Origin of the sequence: Deinococcus sp. Marseille-Q6407, from assembly GCF_946848805.1 — a bacterium.
Lineage (GTDB): Bacteria > Deinococcota > Deinococci > Deinococcales > Deinococcaceae > Deinococcus.
On the sequence record NZ_CAMPFU010000008.1, the window covers coordinates 23,465 to 40,250 of the forward strand.

Genomic DNA, 16,786 nt, shown 5'->3' on the forward strand with positions numbered 1-16,786 from the left:
TTAGTCAAGCCAAGGGGAAACCCAAACCAAAAGGCTTCGCGCCCACCCTAAAGCCTTGGAAAGCAGGGTGAGCGCGAAAGGATTAACGATGACCACCCTACCACAGACCACCTTCAGCTACCGCGGCTTCGAGATCACGCTGGACGCCGCTGCCCAGGCCCGCCGGATGGCCTGCCCCTGGTACGTCCGCGAGCTGCGCCGCTGGTGCCGTGCCGCCCAGGATGCCCGCCTGCGGGTGGATGAATACCTGGCCGCTGAAGCCGACCGCCAGCCCGGCGCCCTGCGCATGACCGCGCTGGACACCACCCCCCGCCTGGGCCTGAGCGCCGGCCAGTGCCGCAACCGCGCCGAGCAGGCCCGCGCCCAGGACCGCCAGGGTGGCCGGTTTGTGGCTGGGGGTGCCAAGTGAGTCCCGCTGCCCGCCGCGCCCTGCCCACCGTCGCCCGCCTGGAGCGGCTGCTGGACCTGGCCATCGCCAGCATGTTCCGCGCCGAGCCGGGCACCGACGCCCGCCGCATCCGCACCGAACGCCAGGCCTCTGTCGCCCTGTGGCTGATGCATGAAGCCGCCATCTCCGAACACCAGAAAGGACGTGCCGCATGACCTACACCGCTGAGGATTCCTACTGGGGCCAGATCGGCCTGCGGGCCGTGGTGAGCGGCCCCGACGCCAGCGGCAGCTGGGCCTACTGCAATCAGTGGGCCGTGGTGAAGGCGTACCACCAGGACCGCGACCTCTACACCATCCGCCTGGAGCGCGGCCTGTGGATTCAGGTCAGCCCCGCGAATCTGCTGGTGGCCGCTGCGCCGCTGGTGCCGGTTCAGGGGGTGCGGGCATGACCGGCCGCGTCCACACTGCCCAGCGCCCAGCCGGGCACCGCATCAATCGCCTGGTGCTGGGCTACCTGCTAGAAGCCCACAACGAGGCTATGGGCACCCGCTACAACGTGCACCGGCTGGGCGTGGTCCGGCTGACCCTCTGGGACGGTTCCGAGCTGATGCAGGACGGCCAGACCTGGTTCCTGCGCCCCGCTCCCCAGGCTGCAGCTGTGGCGGTGGCGTCATGACCGCTGCCCCTGCCGTCTACACCGTCAGCCGCCCGGCTGGCCCCCACGGGGCCGCGCTGGAGCTGGCCCGCTACACCGCGCACCCGGGCCGGGTGGAGATCAGCGAGGTCCGCGTGACCGACCCGACCCCCGCCGAGCGGGCCGAGATGTTCGCCGCCTACTGCGCCGCCGTTCGCCGCTCACTCGCTCACCTTCTGGAGGCCACCGCATGACCCGCACCATCCGACTGCTGCACCCCGTTGACCGCACCGCCCCTGCCCTTCCCCGCCTGCGTCTGCCCACGCTGGCTGCCCTGCTGACCCTGGCCGCCGCTGTGGCTCAGGCCTTTAGTGCCCGTGAGGACGGTCACTTGCGGCCAGCCCACTGGCTGCTGCTGGCTGGCTTGCTGGCAGTGCCAGCTTACGCACCCTTCGTACTGCATCTACTGGTTCCGCAGCTAGAGGTGACGGTGCCATTCATCAAACTGCCCATGCTGTATGCCGGGGGCACTTGGTTCTTCCTGATGCACGCAGCCGCAACCTGGGCTAAGCAGAGCGGGGTGGCGGAAGCGTGAAGGCACCCACCTACCCGCCCCTTTTCCCGAGCATGGCTGTCTGCCAGGCGGCCCCCGGCGAGCTGGTGATCGATTCATTCGCTGGAGCTGGCGGCGCCAGCACGGGTATGGAGTGGGCCCTGGGTCGACCGGTTGATCACGCTATTAACCACAGCGCCACGGCACTGAGCCTGCACCGTGTCAACCACCCCCACACTGTTCACTCCATCGAGGACATCTGGGAAGTGGACCCCCGCGACGTGGCTGGCAAGCAGCGTGTGGCGCTGGCGTGGTTTTCGCCTGATTGCCGGCACTTCAGCAAGGCCAAAGGCGGCAAGCCGGTCGAGAAGAAGATTCGCGGCCTGGCCTGGGTTGCCGTGCGCTGGGCTGCCACGGTACGTCCCCGGGTGATCATCCTGGAGAACGTCGAGGAGATCACGACCTGGGGACCGTTGAAAGATGGCCGGCCCGACCCGACCCAGAAGGGCCGCGAGTGGAACGCCTTTTTGAATGCGCTGCGCCGTCAGGGATACGAGGTGGAGTACCGCGAGCTGCGGGCCTGCGATTATGGCGCCCCGACGATCCGCAAGCGGCTGTTTCTGGTGGCCCGCTGTGATGGGCGGCCCATCGTGTGGCCGGAGCCGACGCATGCCGATCCCAGCGACCCCCGCGTGCGGGCAGGGCTGCTTCAGCCATACCGGACGGCCGCCGAGTGCATTGACTGGGATCTGCCCTGCCCCAGCATCTTCAGGCGCAAGAAGCCGCTGGTCAGGAACACCCTTAACCGGGTGGCCCAGGGCATGCGCCGGTTCGTACTGGAAGCCGAGCAGCCGTTCATTGTCACCTGCAACCACAGCGGGGCGGGTTTCCGGGGGCAGAGCCTACACGAGCCGAAGAAGACCATTACGGCTGCCCATGACGCCCACGGCCTGGTTCAGGGATATTTCGTGCCCAGCTATAGCGAAGCCCCTGGCCAGAAACCTCGCGCCACCAAAGTGGGTCAGCCCAGCCCTACAGTTGTTACCAGTGGGAACGGGAGTCGTCTGGCCACCGCCCATCTGGTGCGCCACATGGGCGGCGGCCTAAAGCCCGAGCACGCCAGCTACTCAGCAGATGAACCTGCCCGCACCGTGCTGGCGCAGGGCGGCCCCCAGGGTCTGGTGAGCGGTGCGTTGGTGGCCTACTACGGCAGTGAGCAGGACGGCCAGGCTCTGACCGAAGGCTGCCGCACCATCGCCACCCGTGACCGCTTCGCTCTGACCACCGGCACCCTGATGCGCCAGTTTGGCACGAGCACCGCTGCGCCGGCAGACGCCCCCGTGGGTACCATTACCGCCGAAGGGCAGGGCAAGACTGGCCTGATTGAAGGGAGCTGGACAACCCCGCCACTTCCTGCAGGGCAGCTGGCCCGCGCCCGGGAAGTACACGGCTTCCTGGCCGAGTACCTGGGGGCCGAGGTGCTGGCCCCCTACAGCCACGGCGGGCTGGTGATCATGCACGTGCAGGGTGAGCCGTACATTCTGGCCGACATCGGCCTGCGGATGCTGACGCCCCGTGAGCTGGCCCGCTGCCAGGGCTTTCCCGACAGCTACGTGCTTGACCGGACAGCTGAAGGCAAGCCGGTCAGCAAGGCGGCACAGGTGCGTGGCATCGGCAACAGCGTCTGCCCACAGATGGCCGAGGTGTTGACGCGTGCCCAGCTGGGTGCGCAGATGCAGGAAGCGGCGGACTGATGGCCTCCTTCTCTACCGGCGACATCGTCAGCGCCTACTGCCCTGAATACCGCGAGCGCGTGACCGGCGGTCTGCTGGAACTGGGCGCCGCCCAGGCGCGTGTCCTGGTGCCCAACGGGTCGGCGGTGGCCGTGGACGCCGTCAGCCTCTCCCCCGCCCACATTCTGCCCCTCGCCCCTCTGCGCCCCGGCGACCTGGTGTGCGAGCCGGGGCTGTATCCGGATGCCCATGAGGTGGTGGGGGTGGATGACCTCCTGCTTACCCGGCACGTTGCCAGCGGCAGCACTCGCATGTTTTTCCCTGGCACCGTGTATGCCCTGCGCCGTACCGACCTTGCCGACCTTTACGCCGATTTCAAGTTGCCCGCGCCCAAGCCGGCGCGAATGGAAGGACTGTTCTGATGAGCGCTGACCCTCTCTTCCCTATCCTCAACCAGCCTGTCCAGACTCTGACCGGAAAGCGGGCGGCCCAGGCCTGACGCCCATGCTCACCCGCACCGCCCTTCGGGGCGGTTTTTTTATGCTGCCGCACCGGTGTTCGTGGGTTCAGTTTGGCTCAGTTGATTAATGCCAGCATTGCCTCACCAGCGCGGGCAGGATGGCAAAACCATCAAGCTATCAAGCTGAAAAGCTATCCATCTCTCAAGTCATCAAGCTGCAAATCAAGCTGCACATCTATCAAGCTGGCTTGATGGCTGGACGAACAGCTGCACAGCCGGGCATCTGGCAAGATGGCTGCATGATCATTGGCATCTTGAGTCGTAAAGGTGGCGTGGGCAAGACCACGCTGGCGGTGCATCTCGCGGGGCTGTTGGCGCAGGAGGACACCACCGTCCTGGTGGATGAGGATGACACCCGCAACGCAACAACCTGGGCCGCCAGGGGAGAGCTGCCGTTTACCGTGGTTGGCCCTGCCGGTATGGCGCGGGCTGCGCGGGCGCATGAGCACATCGTGGTGGACAGCCGGGGCGGCATGAACTCGGATGACATGCAGGGGCTGTACGAGGGTGCCGACCGGATTGTCGTACCGGTCAGCAACGAGTACATGGCGCTGGATACCCTGATTCAGACGGCCGACATCCTGCGGCAAGTGGACCCGGAATTAGAGAAGCTGCGCGTGGTGATGACGATGGTCAAGAAGGGCCGCAAGCTGAACGATGCAAGAGAGGCGCTGGGCGGCCTGGGCCTGATGCCGGTGCAGCCCACCGTGCGTTTCTCTGAGGCGTTCCGGGATGCCAGCGCGGGCGGCGTGTTGGTGCGGGACGTGACCGGCAACCGTCTGGCAAAAAACTGCTGGGGTGATGTCCGCGAGGTGCTGCAGGCGGTGCGGGCGTGACCGGCAAGAAAAGCCCGTTTGCCGACCTGGGCAGGATTCAGCGGGGCGAGATCGAGGAACCGTCCGCCGTAGCTGAGGCACCAGCAGAGCGGGGGCAGACCCGGCAGCCGCAGGAGAGCCGGGTCATCATGCAGGCCCGCGTACCGGTCAGCGTGCGGCGGGCGGTGCGGGCGCAGATGCTGGAAGAAAGCGACCTGTTGGGCTACGAGCCGACTCAGGAGGGCATCATCACTGCCTTGCTGCAGGAATGGCTTGAGAGTGACGACCTGCAGCAGCGGGTCAGGGACCGCCTGGGCTGAACAGAATAAGGGCCAACGGTTCTGCTTTGCCCTCACTGGCCTAAATCCTGTTAGGCCAAGGAATCCGCTTCCGCTTCTTTCGCCGCCTCGGGCCGGTTGATTTCGTCCAGCAGGCCGCCGTCCAGCTGCGCCGCGATCAGATGGTCAGAGCGCCGCACGTAGCCGCGCAGCTGCGCTTCCACCCGGTTCCACCCCTCCTGGGTCATGGCGTCCTGCAGCAGCGCCTCCACCACGTGCGCCATCTGCACCTCTGGCATCCCGCGCCCTGAAATCCAGGCGTGCAGGTCGCGTACCGCCTGCCGGTACTCCCGCCGCACCCGCACGCCCATGGTCACCCGGGGGGCGAGGCGCACATGCTCAGGAGGAGCCAGCCGGCGGCGAACGACACGGGTCACGCGGGGTTTCATGCCTGCAGTGTAGCGACAACAAAAAAGGCCCCTCCCCGCCAGCGCTTCGGCGCTGGCGGGGAGGGGCCTTTGAAACAGGTCGACAGAGCTTCTCACTCCACCGACCAGTCATCCAGTAGCAAGATGACTATAAACATTGACCCCCGCCCGAATCCAGGCGAGCTATGAGCGGCGGCCATCGCCGGGGCAGGGGCGCCCACGCAGAATCCACGAGAAGGCGCCTTCGCTGCTGTTTGAGGGGGAGAGGTAGGGTCAGCCCTCTCTGGGGTCTACATCTTTAACGGGTGGCCGAAACCCAAGCGGGTCTTTTCGGAGACTGGCCTCTATGCGCTCCCAGCCCTCCTGCGTGATCACGTCCTGCATCAGATGCTCCAGCACCAGCCCAGTGGTGATGCCGGTCCAGCCACGGGCCTGCAACCACTCCACCAGCCCGCCCAGCCCTTCCTTGTATTCGCGCCGCGTGCGGACGCCGAGGGTTTCGCGGGGCCGTGGTTTGACCCACTGGGGTGGGCGGGGGAGCAGCTTCTTAGAAGGCATAAACCAACTGTACAGCACGTTTGCAAGAGCGTTTTCGTTTGGGGGTCAGTAGTCCTGCATCGGCACTTCGTCCGGACGGATTGGCCTTAGCTCCGGCTCAGGGCCGGGTTCGGCGGCCGGGGTCGGCTCCGGGTCCGGCGCTGGGCAATCCTGAGTCTGCACGGCCACCACCGGTACCGGGGCTGCCTGCGCGGCCTGAATCCGCCCTAACGCGCCGAGCTCCTGCACAGATTTCTGGAACTGCTTGAAGCCGGATGCGGCGATGCCACTCAGCAGGCCGATCAGCAGGCCGGCGGCCCACACCGGCAGATTGGGCAGCAGCTCCACGCCCATCCCGGCGAGTCCGGCCCAGGCCAATGCGGCGCCGAGAAAGCCGCCCAGCAGGAGGCCCAGGACAAACACCGTTCTGCCGGTCAGCTGCAATTGCTCTTTGAGCGCTTCCACCATCAAAAACACCAGGCCAGCGAAGCCCATAATGGCCCAGATCAACGTGCTCACGCCCATCAGTACTCTCCTTCCGTCAGCCGGGCTTCCGGCACACGCACGACTTTCGGTTTGCCGTTGGCTTGCACCAGCAGCAGCCCTTGTTCATTCACTGGGATGCTGACCACTTCCTTTGGCCGCAGGGTGCCGTCCGGGTTCTGGACCTGCACCCAGAGATAAATCGGCTTGCGTTCTGGCCGTGCTGTGGCCGGGGCAGGCTTGGGCGGCAGGGCCGGCACTTCCGGGTAGCTCTTGATCGGTTTACCTTCGCCTCTGGCCTGCATCACCTCGTCATAGCCGCGCATGGCCCCGTGCTGCTCCAGCCACGCTTCCGGGTCCAGATAGTGTTCGCGGATGAACTTGGCTGCAGCGGCGCGGGTGTCCACGTGTGCAGAGGGCCAGTAGTCGGGTGCCAGGCGACTCTTGCGGACCTCGAAGTGCAGGTGCGCCATGAACTGATTCTTGGCCCCCTTGCCGATCTGCCCGACCGGGTCGCCCATCTTGACGGTGTCTCCGGGTTTGACGGCAATGTTGATCAGGTGCGCGTACTGGGTGTAGACGCCCAGCTCCGGGTGACTGATCAATACGATGCCGCCCCAGGTGGGGTAATTGCCTGCAGCCTGCACAATGCCGTCCGCCACGCAGCGCACCCGGTTGCCGTAGTCGGTATCGCCTCCGGTGGTGGCGTTCAGGTCACAGCCGGTGTGCGCCTGCTTGGTGCCTGGGTAGTATTTGGCGTCCAGCCAGTGGCAGCCGGGCTGGACGCTGTATTTGATGGTGGCTGTTTCCAGCACGGGGTTACATATCGGAGTCATGCAGAGTCCTCTTCTTCGTCGGGCCACTTGGGATCGGGCTCCCAGGCCCGCTGTGGCGCGTGGCTGTAGCGCAACTCCAACTCGCGGGCATAGATGCGGGCGTCGTCACGCTGAAAGCGGTAGCTGTGCACCAGGTCCTTGAGGGCTGTCACGGTGCGTTCGGTCTTTGACAGCCGCCGTTCCAGCGAGGCCAACCACTTTTCCATGTCATGCTCTTTTTGCACGCTGACCTTGCCGCCGCGCCAGGCTGTGATGAGGTAGCTGGCGGCCACGCCCAGCGCGATCAGGATGCCGGCAAAGCCAGACGTTTGCACCGCGGGCAGCAGCTCGGCGGGGTTAAGGTCGCCCATCAAACCACTTCCTGACAGCCTTGGGCGGATGCTCGGCGAGGCGCTGTACCCAGGCGATTTTTGGGAACCACGCCTGGAAGTCCGCACCGAACAGCAGCAGCGCGGCCACCCCCAGCACCAGGAAGGCGACTGGCGCGAACGTCAGCCCCACGCCGGCCATGAAGGCCCCGGCGATGGCAAACAGGTAGACGCTCAGGCAAAAGTTGACTGTCAGCCCCAGCGGGCTGCCCGGCTTCGTGCCGAGCATGAAGGCCGCCAGAATCAGTCCTGCCCAGCCCCACCAGGCGAATGGCATCAGGTCGTCGAAACGGCTGTAGCCTGGCAGCAGCTGCGGCAGATAGGGGCGGTGCAGTGCCACTATGGAGACCAGCAGCACTGCGGCGAAGACGATGGCGCGGGCACCGGGGAAGGGGCCGACGGACAGCCGCTCACGGCAGCGGCCTGGCAGGCTCCGCAGGTGGCACAGCAGCTGAGCCATCATTGTGCTGGCCTCCAGCTGGAGCCGTCCCAGTATTCCCAGCGCCAGCGGTTCCAGGTCCACTCTTCGCCGTTAGGGATGTTGTCTCCATTGCGGGTAAGGGTCCAGCTGAACAACCCGCCGTACTGGGCTGAGCCGTCCGGCTTTACCGGCTGGTAGCGGGCACCTTTGGCCTTCGTGCTGAGCGTGCTGGTCTTGCGGACCCGGCCCACGGCGCCGGCTGGGCAGGTTGGGCTGAGACGCAAGCGGGCGAAGTAGGAAAAGCCGAAGTGATAGTCGGGCAGCATTCGCACGGCGCAGTACCGCTGCGCGGCGATACCGGCGACCTCGGCAGGCAGCGCCGGCCCCTGCTGCTGGGCGTGAGTGGTCCCCAGCAGCAAGAGGCCGGCGATCAGAATTTTTCGCATAGAACCTCCATAAGAAAAGCCTGCCGCCCGTGGTGACAGGTGGCAGGGGGGTGGGGGTTACTTCTTGGCTTTCAGTCTTCCGCTGCTGGAGCAACTTCAGCGGCGGGCGGCTCTGGCGGTGGCACAGGCTCGAAGCGCTGGAGCTGCACTTCCGGTTTCCACTCGCCCAGTGTCGGTTGCCAGGCGAGGTGCTGCTCCTGGTACCCCGGTGCTCGCACTGTCAGCGTGTAGCTTTCGTCCGGGTCCAGTACCGGCACCGCGTCGGCCGGATACTCGCCGAAGATGTAGCGGTTTTCCACGTGGACTACGGCCCCCTCCACCGGCTGACCATCAGCATCCGTGACGACCGGCCGCAGCGTGACCTGATACGGCAGTTGCCCAGTCAGCACCCCGTAGGTCATGGCGTCCATCACATCGCCCAGGGTGCTTTTCGCACTCAGCCCCAGCTTGCTCAGCGGCAGCGTCATCAACTGCGCCAGCGCGGTGCGGCCAATGCGGTGCTGGCGGCTGCTCATGGTGACCCAGGCATCCTGGCCGGTCCAGGTGCCGGTTTCCTCGGTCAGTACCGCCTCGCCGGGCCCACCGCGTTTGTCCACATTCAGGCGAGTCCAGCGTCGTTTGACCTGCACGGTCTTTTCTTCAATATTCAGTCCCATAATCAGTCCTTTCCGCCCCGGCACAGGGCCGAGGCGAGTGAGTTCGAGATCATGTTTTCAGACGTGGTGACAGGTGACTCATCTCTGAACTAGACACGCCCTGGGAACATGGTCATGGTCAGGCGTGACAGGCGCGCGTCTGTCGCGCCTTCGGACAGCACGCCAATGAGGATTTGGTAGCCCTTGCCATCCGGCCGGGGGTAGGCCCGTGCGGGCATGGATACACTTCCCCCTCCGCCGGCAACCTTTGCATCAAGGGTCGTGGTAAGGCCGTAGTACGCCATATTGCCATTTATAATCTGCTCATAGTTGTACCGCCCGGAGTCCATAAAGTGCAGCGTCGTCGCAGTAGACACCTGGAAATTAAGCAGTACAGCGATGTCAAGGTAGGGTGCCGTTTCCCCCGGAAGGTATGGGAAAAATCCTATGTCAACCCACGAGTTGGTAGAGATGGTCGTGAAATACGCGCCGTCGTGCGCCATTGCGGCTTTTCGCCCGCCGAGGGTCCGGTTCATTCCAGAGGCCGGCTCTCCGTTCAGGGACTCAGGAAATACCAGCTGGCTCAGCGCGGATGCTTGCAGGTTCAGGCGCCCAATGACGCCGCCTTTGAGCGAAAAGCCCGCCGCCGGGCTATAGGTCAGATTTGGCCCCTCCGCACTTCCGAACCGCACCGCTCCCGTATCAAGGTCCAAGTAACTGGTGTTATTCGTGCTGTCCAACCGCCCGGCCCGCACCCGGTTGGCGCTGAGATAGCCGGTGGTGATGTCTCCCGCGTTCAGGTTGGTCACCTTCACCACGGACGCATCCAGAATGCCCGTGGTGATTTTGCTGGCGCTGACCGTGCCGGTGGCAATCAGGTTGCCGTCAATCGCCACCTGCCCATTAGTGACCATGAATGGCTGCTTGGCCTCGTCCGCCGTGCTGACCACGAATCTGTCGGCCAGGATGTTCACTGCACTGCCGCTGCCCGCCTCCGAGCGCAGGCCGATACCCGCAATCACCCCGCCCGACTGGACTTTCAGCACCGTCTCGGCCTTCATGCTGTCCACGTACTGGGTGAACTCCGCACGGCTGGTTTGCGGCTCGGCGCTGATGGTGCCAGCAGCCAGCCAGTCTAGGTCAAACAGCAGGCCCGCGTCCTCAATCCCGTAGAGATAGAGGTTGGCTGACACGATGGGCTGCGCGGTGGGGTCAAAGCCGTCAGACCAGTAGGCCCCCTTGCCGCGCAAATCCCACACGAAGGTCTGCCATTGGCCCAGCGTCAAGTTTTTTGCCATCTCGGTGGCATTCAGGTAGGCCATGCCGCCATTCGCACCCCAGACCAGTGCCGTTGCGTTGGTAGGCTGCTTGTTCAGCCGAAAGCGGGCGGCCACCGCATTGCAGACCGCAGGTGTCGGCAGGTCCAGCGCCAGGAAAGGCAGGTCGGCTCGGCCCTGTGCGTCGGGTTGAATCTTGTATGCCGTGTCCCAAAAACGCTCAATGAAATAGCCTCTGGGTTTCACGGTGCCGCGTGCTGTCGCGGTGTACTTCGGCTGGAATGCCTGTGCCGTCACGCTGGCCTGCATAAACGTTTTGGCCGTGGCTGCGCTCCCCGCTGCTGCTGCCGCGCTGCCCTGCGCCGCGTCCGCCTGGGCCTTGGCGGTACTGGCTGACGTGCTGGCCTGCTGCTGAGCCGTGGCCGCTTTGTCCGATGCCGCCGCTGCCGAGTTCCGCGCTGCTTCTGCCGCCCCCTGTGCTGTGGCTGCGCTCTGCCGGCTGGTTTCGGCGGCTGTAGCCGACTGCCCTGCCTGTCCGGCACTGGCCTGCGCGGCCTGAGCCTGAGTGCTGGCCGCTGCAGCGCTGCCGGCCGCCTGGCCGCTCGCCTGTTCAGCGGCTCCCTGGGCAGCCACCGCCGCCACCCGGCTGCTCTCGCTGGCCTGAGCAGACTGCTGCGCCGCCGTCTGGCTGCTGCTGGCCTGAGACGCCGACTGCGCCGCCGCCGCTGCGCTGCCCTGGGATTGGGTGCGGGCTTCTTCAGCCGCCACTTTGGCGAGGCGTGCGGCTTCGCTGCTGCTCGCCGCGTTGCTCGCGCTGGTCCCTGCTGCCGCTGCACTTCCTGCCGCTGCCTGCTTGCTCTCTAGGGCCGCCGCGGCGGCGCCCTGAGCATTGCCCTGTGCCGTCTCGGCCGCCACCCGGCTGGCCTGCGCGGCCTGGGCCTGGGTGCCAGCCGCATCCGAACTTGATTTGGCCGCCGCAGCGCTGTTCACGGCCGCCGCCGCCTGCTGCTGGGCCACCTTGGCCTGATCTGCCGCTGTCCCGGCGGCCGTGTTGGCTGCCGTCTGCGCCGTTTCCGCCTTGACCGACCAACCCCGCGCTGCCTCCGCCCGCTCCCCGGCCAGGTCCGAAGAGGCTTTTGCGTTCGCGGCACTCTGCTGGCTGGCCGCTGCGTATCCGCCCGCTGCCGCCTCTGAAGTCACATCTTCCCAGAGCAGGTAGTCCAACTCGTTCTCGCCGCCATCAATGTTGGCGTAGAAGAAGGGACGGACATAGACGGTGCCAGGGAGAAAGCTATTGTCCGTGTCTCCGGTGCCAGTGTAGAGGGTGTCCTTACTCGCCCACTCTCCAGCTGGGGTATTCCACCCGACATTCTGGAAATAGGAACCATAACGGCGGCCTAGCTCGCGTCCCTCAGCATCCAGACAGGCGATACCCGCTGCGCCGCGCCCCTGGTCCACCGTGCGCCGTGCCCGCACCGTCAGCCGGTAGGTCCGGCCAGGGTCCACCGCGACGGGTCGCTGCGGACCTACGGTGATGTAGCCCTGGGTGATGTGCAGAACCTGTCCACCACGGGCCTCTGGGATGCTGATCAGACGGGCCACACTCCCGGCAGTGAGCGCAGGGGCCCACGCTTCCAGCCCTCCCGTTTGCGCAGTCCAGCCTTCCAGCCCCTGGGCGAAGTCGGGGTTGCCGACCAACCGCACGGCCGCACCCCGGCTGGCCTCGGCGCTGAGGCTGCTCGCCTGGGCGGCGCTGGCACTCTGTCCGGCAGCAGTGGCGCTGCTCTGCGCGGCTTCCATGCTATGCAGCGCCGCAGTGGCACGCTGATCGGCCACCACCGCATGATCGGAGGCCGCCGCCGCCGAGCCAGCGGCGCTGCTGGCCGCCGCTTCAGCCGTCAGGCTGCTGCCCCGCGCCGCGCTGGCCGCCTGCCCCGCCGCGTCCGCACTGCTGCGGGCCTGCTGCTGACTGGTCAGGGCAGCGCTGGCGCTCTCGGCCGCCCCATCACGGGCGCTGGTGGCCTCCAGCCGGGCCGACTCCGCCGCCTGGGCCGCAGTGCTGGCCTCGCCAGCGCTGGTGGCGCTGGCGGTGGCCTGCTCGCGGGAAATATTGGCACTGCTGCTGGCCTCCCCGGCGGCCGTCTGCGCCTGCTGGCGTTCGGCGCTGGCCGTGGCGGCGCTACTCCCGGCGCTGTCGGCGTGGCCTTTGGCGACATGGGACGCCTGCACTGCGCCGGCCGCGCTGCTGCTGCTGGCCTGTGCCTGCTCGCGGGCCAGGGTGCCCTGCTCCAGCGCTTCGCGGGCGCTTTGCTGCGCGGCGTCCCGTGCCTGGGCAGCGGCAGTCACGGCCGCGCTGGCCTGGCTTTGGGTGTCCAGCGCGGCCTGGTAGGCGGCCTGCACCTCGGCGAAGAGATCTTCCGCGCCTTTCAGAGTGCCAAAGGTCTGCTCGAAGAGGTCCTGGCGGCTCAGGATGCCCGGAATCTGGTCTACATTGCCGCTGAGGTCCGCAATCAGGGTATCAATCCGCGCCTGCTTTTCGGCCACATCCGGCAGCACCTCGACAGCGTGCTGCAGCTGGCCGGTCAGGGCGTAGTCGGCCAGGGCCTGCACGGCACTGTTCAGTTGTGCGATCTGCTCCGGCGTGCTGACTCCCGCCTTGCCAGCGGTCAGTTGCCCGTTGATATTGATTTCCCCGTTCACGGCAACCGGCTGGAAGGTGATCGCGCTGACCACCACGCGGCCGGTGCTGACCGTCAGGCGGTAAGTTAGCCCCCCGTCCACATTGGCCGGGTTGAGGCGGTAGGGGCTGCCGTCCTCAGCTTTCAGCCAGCCCTGGCCGTCAATTAGGCCCTTCGGAAAGCCAGTGCTGGGGCTGACCCCGTCCGGGCCGATGGCCCCGTGTGGGCCGTCGGCGCTGACCTGGGCGGTCAGGGGGCCATCGTAGCCTTCACGGGCGTGGCGAAAAATCAGTGTGGCAGTCATGGAGTCTCCTGCTGCGCGTTCACGTCAATGACGCCCTCGTGATTGGGTAGCGGCCGGAAGCGCACGCTGTGGGTGCGGTGGCCGTCGCGGATGGTCAGGCGGTAGAGCGGGGCCGGCGTGGGTGCGGTGTGCGGTTGCAGTCGGTAGGGGCCGCCGCTTTGTGCCCTTAGCTCTCCGACCAGCATCTGGGCCTTTGGCAGCTGTGCCGGGCTAACCCCGTCCGGGCCAATGGCACCGTGCGGGCCGTCGGCGCTGACCTCCACCAGCCGGCCATCCGGCCCCGCTTCCCTGTATCTGACTTCGTTCACAACTCTCCTTCCTGCCAGGTCAGGCGGCCACTCAGGCCAGGACTGAGGGTCACGGTGCGCCGGCCCGGCTCCAGCCACGGCACCGGGCCGCTGACCCGTAGGTGTGCAGGCTGGCCGTTCAGCGTGGCGGTCAAGCCGTGCAGGCTGTCCAGCACCAGCCGGCCGCCGGTAGGCACCTCGCCCAGCCAGCGTGTGACCCCGGCGTCCGTGATGATTTCAGGGTGGGTGACAGGTGCTGCACCGGCGGTCAGCTCCAGACGGAGGCCAGTCCGTGCCACGCCGCCCACCTCCACCGTGTTTGGCCCGGCCTGAATGGTCAGCGGCTCTTCTTCTTTTTGCCAGAAATAGGGGCTGGCGCACTCCAGGGTCAGGGTGACGGTGCCGCCCAGCTGCGCCCCGCCGTGAAAAGTCCGTTTCACACTGGAATAGCCGGCGATGTGGAGTGTGCCTCCGGGGCTGCGGCTGTAGCCGCCGATGAGGGGGGCCAGAGACATAATTTCTCGCTGCAAGGCAAAATTGTCTCCGTGGCTTTGGCCGTAGGTTGCCAGGGTCACTTCCAGTTGCCCGGCGCGGGGGCGGCTGTCGCCGACGAAGACTTTCAGGCCACTGCCCGGCACCTCCACGGTGCTGCCGATGGGTTGCAGGTCCGGCAGGCTCTCGCCGGTCACGAACAGGGCCTGGGGGTTGGTGAGCCGGTACAGGTCCAGCAGGGGACGCCCAGCGCGGTCAAGGAAGGTCCGTTCAATCATTTTTGTTCTCCTGCGCGGCGCTGCACACGGCGCACGCTCTCAATCACGCCTGCCACAGCGTCTTCGTCGGTGGCGGGGAGGGGGCTTCCCGCCTGGACCACGGCGGTCCAGCGGCCCAGGTCATAGCTCACGCGCTGCACGTCTAGCAGTTCATCGTCTCTGCGCAGGCGCTCAAAGGCGGCCGTGCCGTTCGCCGGTACCCGGATCAGCTCGCCATAGGCCCCGCGCCAGTCACGCACCGGGCGCGATTTGTACCGCAGCAGCTCGGCGGCATAGGTCTGGATGCCGTCCAACTGAGGCGTCAGCAGCTGCAGCCCCTCATGCCCCCCGTCTGCTGGCTGGCCGGTGAGGTTGTTCACTCCGTTCAGCAGCAGTACCCGCGCCGTGATGTCCTCGCGCACGGCAAAGCGGGCGGTGCCCTCCGGCGGGTTGTCGGTGGCTGGCAGCGCCTTACCCAGCTTGCCAACCGTGGCCTGGATGTAGGCTGCCTCGGCCACACTCAGCCCCGGTTGCGGTTGCACAGTGGTCAGCGCCTCCGGCAGCACCTGCACCGCGCTGAGGGTGGCCCCGGCTGGCATGGACGCCAGCACCGCGCTGCCGCTGGGCAAGCTGACCGGCTCCGGCAGGGTGATGAGGGTGGCTCCGGCCTTCGTGGTCAGCAGCTGGGCGTATTCCCGCGCCGTCTTGCCTGGCAAGGGCAGCGGGAAGGGCACGTCCAGCCGCAATTCCTCCACGCCGATGTCCAACGCCGAGACGGTCAGATACTGCCGGCCCGGCCGGACCGGCGGATAAAACAGCGGGGTGCGCTGACCGTTCAGCTCCACGGTGCCGCCGATGTCACCGCCACTCAGCAGGCTGATCTGCTCTGGGGTTTTGCCGGCAGCCAACAGCCGACGGCGGTAATTGGCCCGATAGACGATGGCGAGGCGGTAAAAATCGGGACGCGGTGGGGGTGCGGTGCCGCCGCCCAGGTCCACCTGCGTGACTGGTGCAGCGTATAAGGCCAGCGGATTGAGCTTGACGGCCAGTCCAGCCGCAGGGCTGCTGGGTTGCCATTCCAGCACATCCATGTATTCCGGGCCTTCGTGCAGGTCGTTGTAGCCTTCCGACAGCTGCACCAGCCGCAGCGCATCCAGCGGGCTGTCGTTTTCACCCAGGCGGGTGTACTTTACCGACAGCCGCACTTCCAGCTTGCGCTGCACCTCGGAAGCGGGCAGGTCAACACCCTGGCCCAGCGCCCATTCCCGGATTTTGCGGGTAGCGTTGGCTACGTCGCTGCTCACGTCGAAGCGGGCCGCCAGGTCCATATCCAGCCAGGCGTTGTGTTTCACAGCGTCTGTGGCGTCGCCGTAGTAAATGGCCCCGGTGGGGTCATTCCGGACCAGGCCGCCCCCCCGTTCCGGTTCCTGATACCCGCCTTCGTCCTGGTAGGGGCTGGCCGGCCATTCCCGGCGCGTCAGCTGTGGCATGGCCTTATAGATGGACCAGGATTTGCCGCTGCCGTCAAACCCGGTCTCCCGGATGGGCGAGCTGACCTTCTCCAGCGGCACCCGGCTGACCAGCTCGGCAATGTGCTGACCACCAATCCGCCACGCCTGCTGCACCTCCACCTCAGTCCCTTTCAGCGGCTCAGCCGGCAAGCCCAGCTCGCGTGCGGTCAGCTGCTCGACGGCCCAGGCTTCGCGGCGGCGGCGCTGCACTTCCGGCATATCCCGGCCCTCAAACCAGCCGGTATCTCCGCTGGGCAGCTCGAACGAAAAGCGCACGCAGTTGGCGTAGTTGGTGATGTCGCCGGGGGGCGTCTCGCTCTGGTCCCGAATGAAGCGGTGGGTCACGTCGGGAACTGGCGACAGGCACACGATTTCGGCGCGGTTGTTCACACCGATGGTGTGGTCCCCCAGCGCCGGGCTGATGGCCTGGATGGTGTCGCCCAGCAGCTCGTGCGGCACGTCGGCCTTGAAGCGGGCGCTGATGGCCGGCAGGATGCCCATGCTGAGGCCCTGGGGCAGCGTGGCCTGCGCCAGCACGGCACGGAAGAACGTGGGGAAGTCGCCCTCGGCGCGGCCTACCCAGCGGCAGGTCTTCAGCGCCTCGGTCAGTCCGCGCAGCTGCACGGTGCCCTGGCCTTCTTCCCACGGCTCACAGGTGATTTCTCCTAGATAATCGGGGTCGGCCAGCTCCGGCGAGAGCCAGACGCGTACCCAGTCCCCCGGCGTGAAAGCCAGTGGCGCAGACAGTTCCAGGCTGCCACTGTCGCTGTAGCCAGGGCGCACGAGGTCCAGCGTGCCGCCGAGAATGACCGGCGTGCCGGGGGGCGGGGGCGTGATCGGGCGGTACACCTGCGCGTAGGGCAGGGCGTCACCGGGCTTATAAAACGCAGCTCTGACGGACAC

Annotated in this window: 22 protein-coding genes; 10 read left to right on the plus strand and 12 right to left on the minus strand. The window is 66.5% G+C overall.

Annotated elements, in window-relative coordinates; genetic code table 11:
* Nucleotides 1-88: 88 nt before the first annotated feature.
* The 10 genes from OCI36_RS12780 to OCI36_RS12825 all read left to right on the plus strand — a co-directional run bounded on the left by OCI36_RS12780 (nucleotide 89) and on the right by OCI36_RS12825 (nucleotide 4,965).
* Entirely contained in the window at nucleotides 89-409 is a 321-nt protein-coding gene (locus OCI36_RS12780) for a hypothetical protein (protein WP_261665469.1), read from the plus strand.
* Nucleotides 406-603, plus strand: a complete 198-nt coding sequence (locus OCI36_RS12785) for a hypothetical protein (RefSeq protein WP_261665470.1) — start codon at nucleotides 406-408, stop codon at nucleotides 601-603. The genes OCI36_RS12780 and OCI36_RS12785 overlap by 4 nt, the downstream gene beginning before the upstream one ends.
* A complete protein-coding gene (locus OCI36_RS12790) occupies nucleotides 600-839 on the plus strand; it encodes a hypothetical protein (protein WP_261665471.1) in 240 nt (79 codons plus the stop codon). Before OCI36_RS12785 ends, OCI36_RS12790 begins: the two co-directional genes overlap by 4 nt.
* Nucleotides 836-1,066 (plus strand): hypothetical protein, encoded by a 231-nt coding sequence (locus OCI36_RS12795; RefSeq protein WP_261665472.1) that lies wholly within the window; start codon nucleotides 836-838, stop codon nucleotides 1,064-1,066. The genes OCI36_RS12790 and OCI36_RS12795 overlap by 4 nt, the downstream gene beginning before the upstream one ends.
* Nucleotides 1,063-1,278: a hypothetical protein gene (locus tag OCI36_RS12800; RefSeq protein WP_261665473.1), complete on the plus strand. Its 216-nt coding sequence runs from the start codon at nucleotides 1,063-1,065 to the stop codon at nucleotides 1,276-1,278. The genes OCI36_RS12795 and OCI36_RS12800 overlap by 4 nt, the downstream gene beginning before the upstream one ends.
* A complete protein-coding gene (locus tag OCI36_RS12805; protein WP_261665474.1) occupies nucleotides 1,275-1,619 on the plus strand; it encodes a hypothetical protein in 345 nt (114 codons plus the stop codon). Before OCI36_RS12800 ends, OCI36_RS12805 begins: the two co-directional genes overlap by 4 nt.
* Nucleotides 1,616-3,331, plus strand: coding sequence for a DNA cytosine methyltransferase (locus OCI36_RS12810; protein ID WP_261665475.1), 1,716 nt, complete (start codon nucleotides 1,616-1,618; stop codon nucleotides 3,329-3,331). Before OCI36_RS12805 ends, OCI36_RS12810 begins: the two co-directional genes overlap by 4 nt.
* Complete coding sequence (locus tag OCI36_RS12815) at nucleotides 3,331-3,732, plus strand: hypothetical protein (protein ID WP_261665476.1); 402 nt, start codon at nucleotides 3,331-3,333, stop codon at nucleotides 3,730-3,732. The genes OCI36_RS12810 and OCI36_RS12815 overlap by 1 nt, the downstream gene beginning before the upstream one ends.
* 337 nt (nucleotides 3,733-4,069) lie before the next feature.
* Nucleotides 4,070-4,666 (plus strand): ParA family protein, encoded by a 597-nt coding sequence (locus tag OCI36_RS12820; protein WP_261665477.1) that lies wholly within the window; start codon nucleotides 4,070-4,072, stop codon nucleotides 4,664-4,666.
* Nucleotides 4,663-4,965: a hypothetical protein gene (locus tag OCI36_RS12825; protein WP_261665478.1), complete on the plus strand. Its 303-nt coding sequence runs from the start codon at nucleotides 4,663-4,665 to the stop codon at nucleotides 4,963-4,965. The genes OCI36_RS12820 and OCI36_RS12825 overlap by 4 nt, the downstream gene beginning before the upstream one ends.
* A 50-nt stretch (nucleotides 4,966-5,015) precedes the next feature.
* Here OCI36_RS12825 and OCI36_RS12830 read toward each other — a convergent pair whose 3' ends face one another.
* From OCI36_RS12830 to OCI36_RS12885, 12 genes are all read right to left on the minus strand, one after another.
* The gene (locus OCI36_RS12830; RefSeq protein ID WP_261665479.1) at nucleotides 5,016-5,372 is read right to left on the minus strand and encodes a hypothetical protein; all 357 of its coding nucleotides are present in this window, start codon (nucleotides 5,370-5,372) and stop codon (nucleotides 5,016-5,018) included.
* 252 nt (nucleotides 5,373-5,624) lie between these two features.
* Nucleotides 5,625-5,909: a hypothetical protein gene (locus OCI36_RS12835; RefSeq protein WP_261665480.1), complete on the minus strand. Its 285-nt coding sequence runs from the start codon at nucleotides 5,907-5,909 to the stop codon at nucleotides 5,625-5,627.
* Between the two features lie 45 nt (nucleotides 5,910-5,954).
* Nucleotides 5,955-6,413 (minus strand): hypothetical protein, encoded by a 459-nt coding sequence (locus OCI36_RS12840; protein ID WP_261665481.1) that lies wholly within the window; start codon nucleotides 6,411-6,413, stop codon nucleotides 5,955-5,957.
* A complete protein-coding gene (locus OCI36_RS12845; RefSeq protein ID WP_261665482.1) occupies nucleotides 6,413-7,207 on the minus strand; it encodes a M23 family metallopeptidase in 795 nt (264 codons plus the stop codon). Before OCI36_RS12845 ends, OCI36_RS12840 begins: the two co-directional genes overlap by 1 nt.
* Entirely contained in the window at nucleotides 7,204-7,557 is a 354-nt protein-coding gene (locus OCI36_RS12850) for a hypothetical protein (RefSeq protein ID WP_261665483.1), read from the minus strand. Before OCI36_RS12850 ends, OCI36_RS12845 begins: the two co-directional genes overlap by 4 nt.
* Nucleotides 7,544-8,035, minus strand: coding sequence for a hypothetical protein (locus OCI36_RS12855; protein WP_261665484.1), 492 nt, complete (start codon nucleotides 8,033-8,035; stop codon nucleotides 7,544-7,546). The genes OCI36_RS12850 and OCI36_RS12855 overlap by 14 nt, the downstream gene beginning before the upstream one ends.
* Complete coding sequence (locus tag OCI36_RS12860; RefSeq protein WP_261665485.1) at nucleotides 8,035-8,442, minus strand: hypothetical protein; 408 nt, start codon at nucleotides 8,440-8,442, stop codon at nucleotides 8,035-8,037. Before OCI36_RS12860 ends, OCI36_RS12855 begins: the two co-directional genes overlap by 1 nt.
* 71 nt (nucleotides 8,443-8,513) lie before the next feature.
* Nucleotides 8,514-9,098: a hypothetical protein gene (locus OCI36_RS12865; protein ID WP_261665486.1), complete on the minus strand. Its 585-nt coding sequence runs from the start codon at nucleotides 9,096-9,098 to the stop codon at nucleotides 8,514-8,516.
* An 89-nt stretch (nucleotides 9,099-9,187) separates the two neighbouring features.
* Nucleotides 9,188-13,336 (minus strand): hypothetical protein, encoded by a 4,149-nt coding sequence (locus tag OCI36_RS12870; RefSeq protein ID WP_261665487.1) that lies wholly within the window; start codon nucleotides 13,334-13,336, stop codon nucleotides 9,188-9,190.
* Complete coding sequence (locus OCI36_RS12875; RefSeq protein ID WP_261665488.1) at nucleotides 13,333-13,644, minus strand: hypothetical protein; 312 nt, start codon at nucleotides 13,642-13,644, stop codon at nucleotides 13,333-13,335. Before OCI36_RS12875 ends, OCI36_RS12870 begins: the two co-directional genes overlap by 4 nt.
* Nucleotides 13,641-14,393, minus strand: coding sequence for a hypothetical protein (locus tag OCI36_RS12880; RefSeq protein ID WP_261665489.1), 753 nt, complete (start codon nucleotides 14,391-14,393; stop codon nucleotides 13,641-13,643). The genes OCI36_RS12875 and OCI36_RS12880 overlap by 4 nt, the downstream gene beginning before the upstream one ends.
* A complete protein-coding gene (locus OCI36_RS12885; RefSeq protein WP_261665490.1) occupies nucleotides 14,390-16,786 on the minus strand; it encodes a hypothetical protein in 2,397 nt (798 codons plus the stop codon). The genes OCI36_RS12880 and OCI36_RS12885 overlap by 4 nt, the downstream gene beginning before the upstream one ends.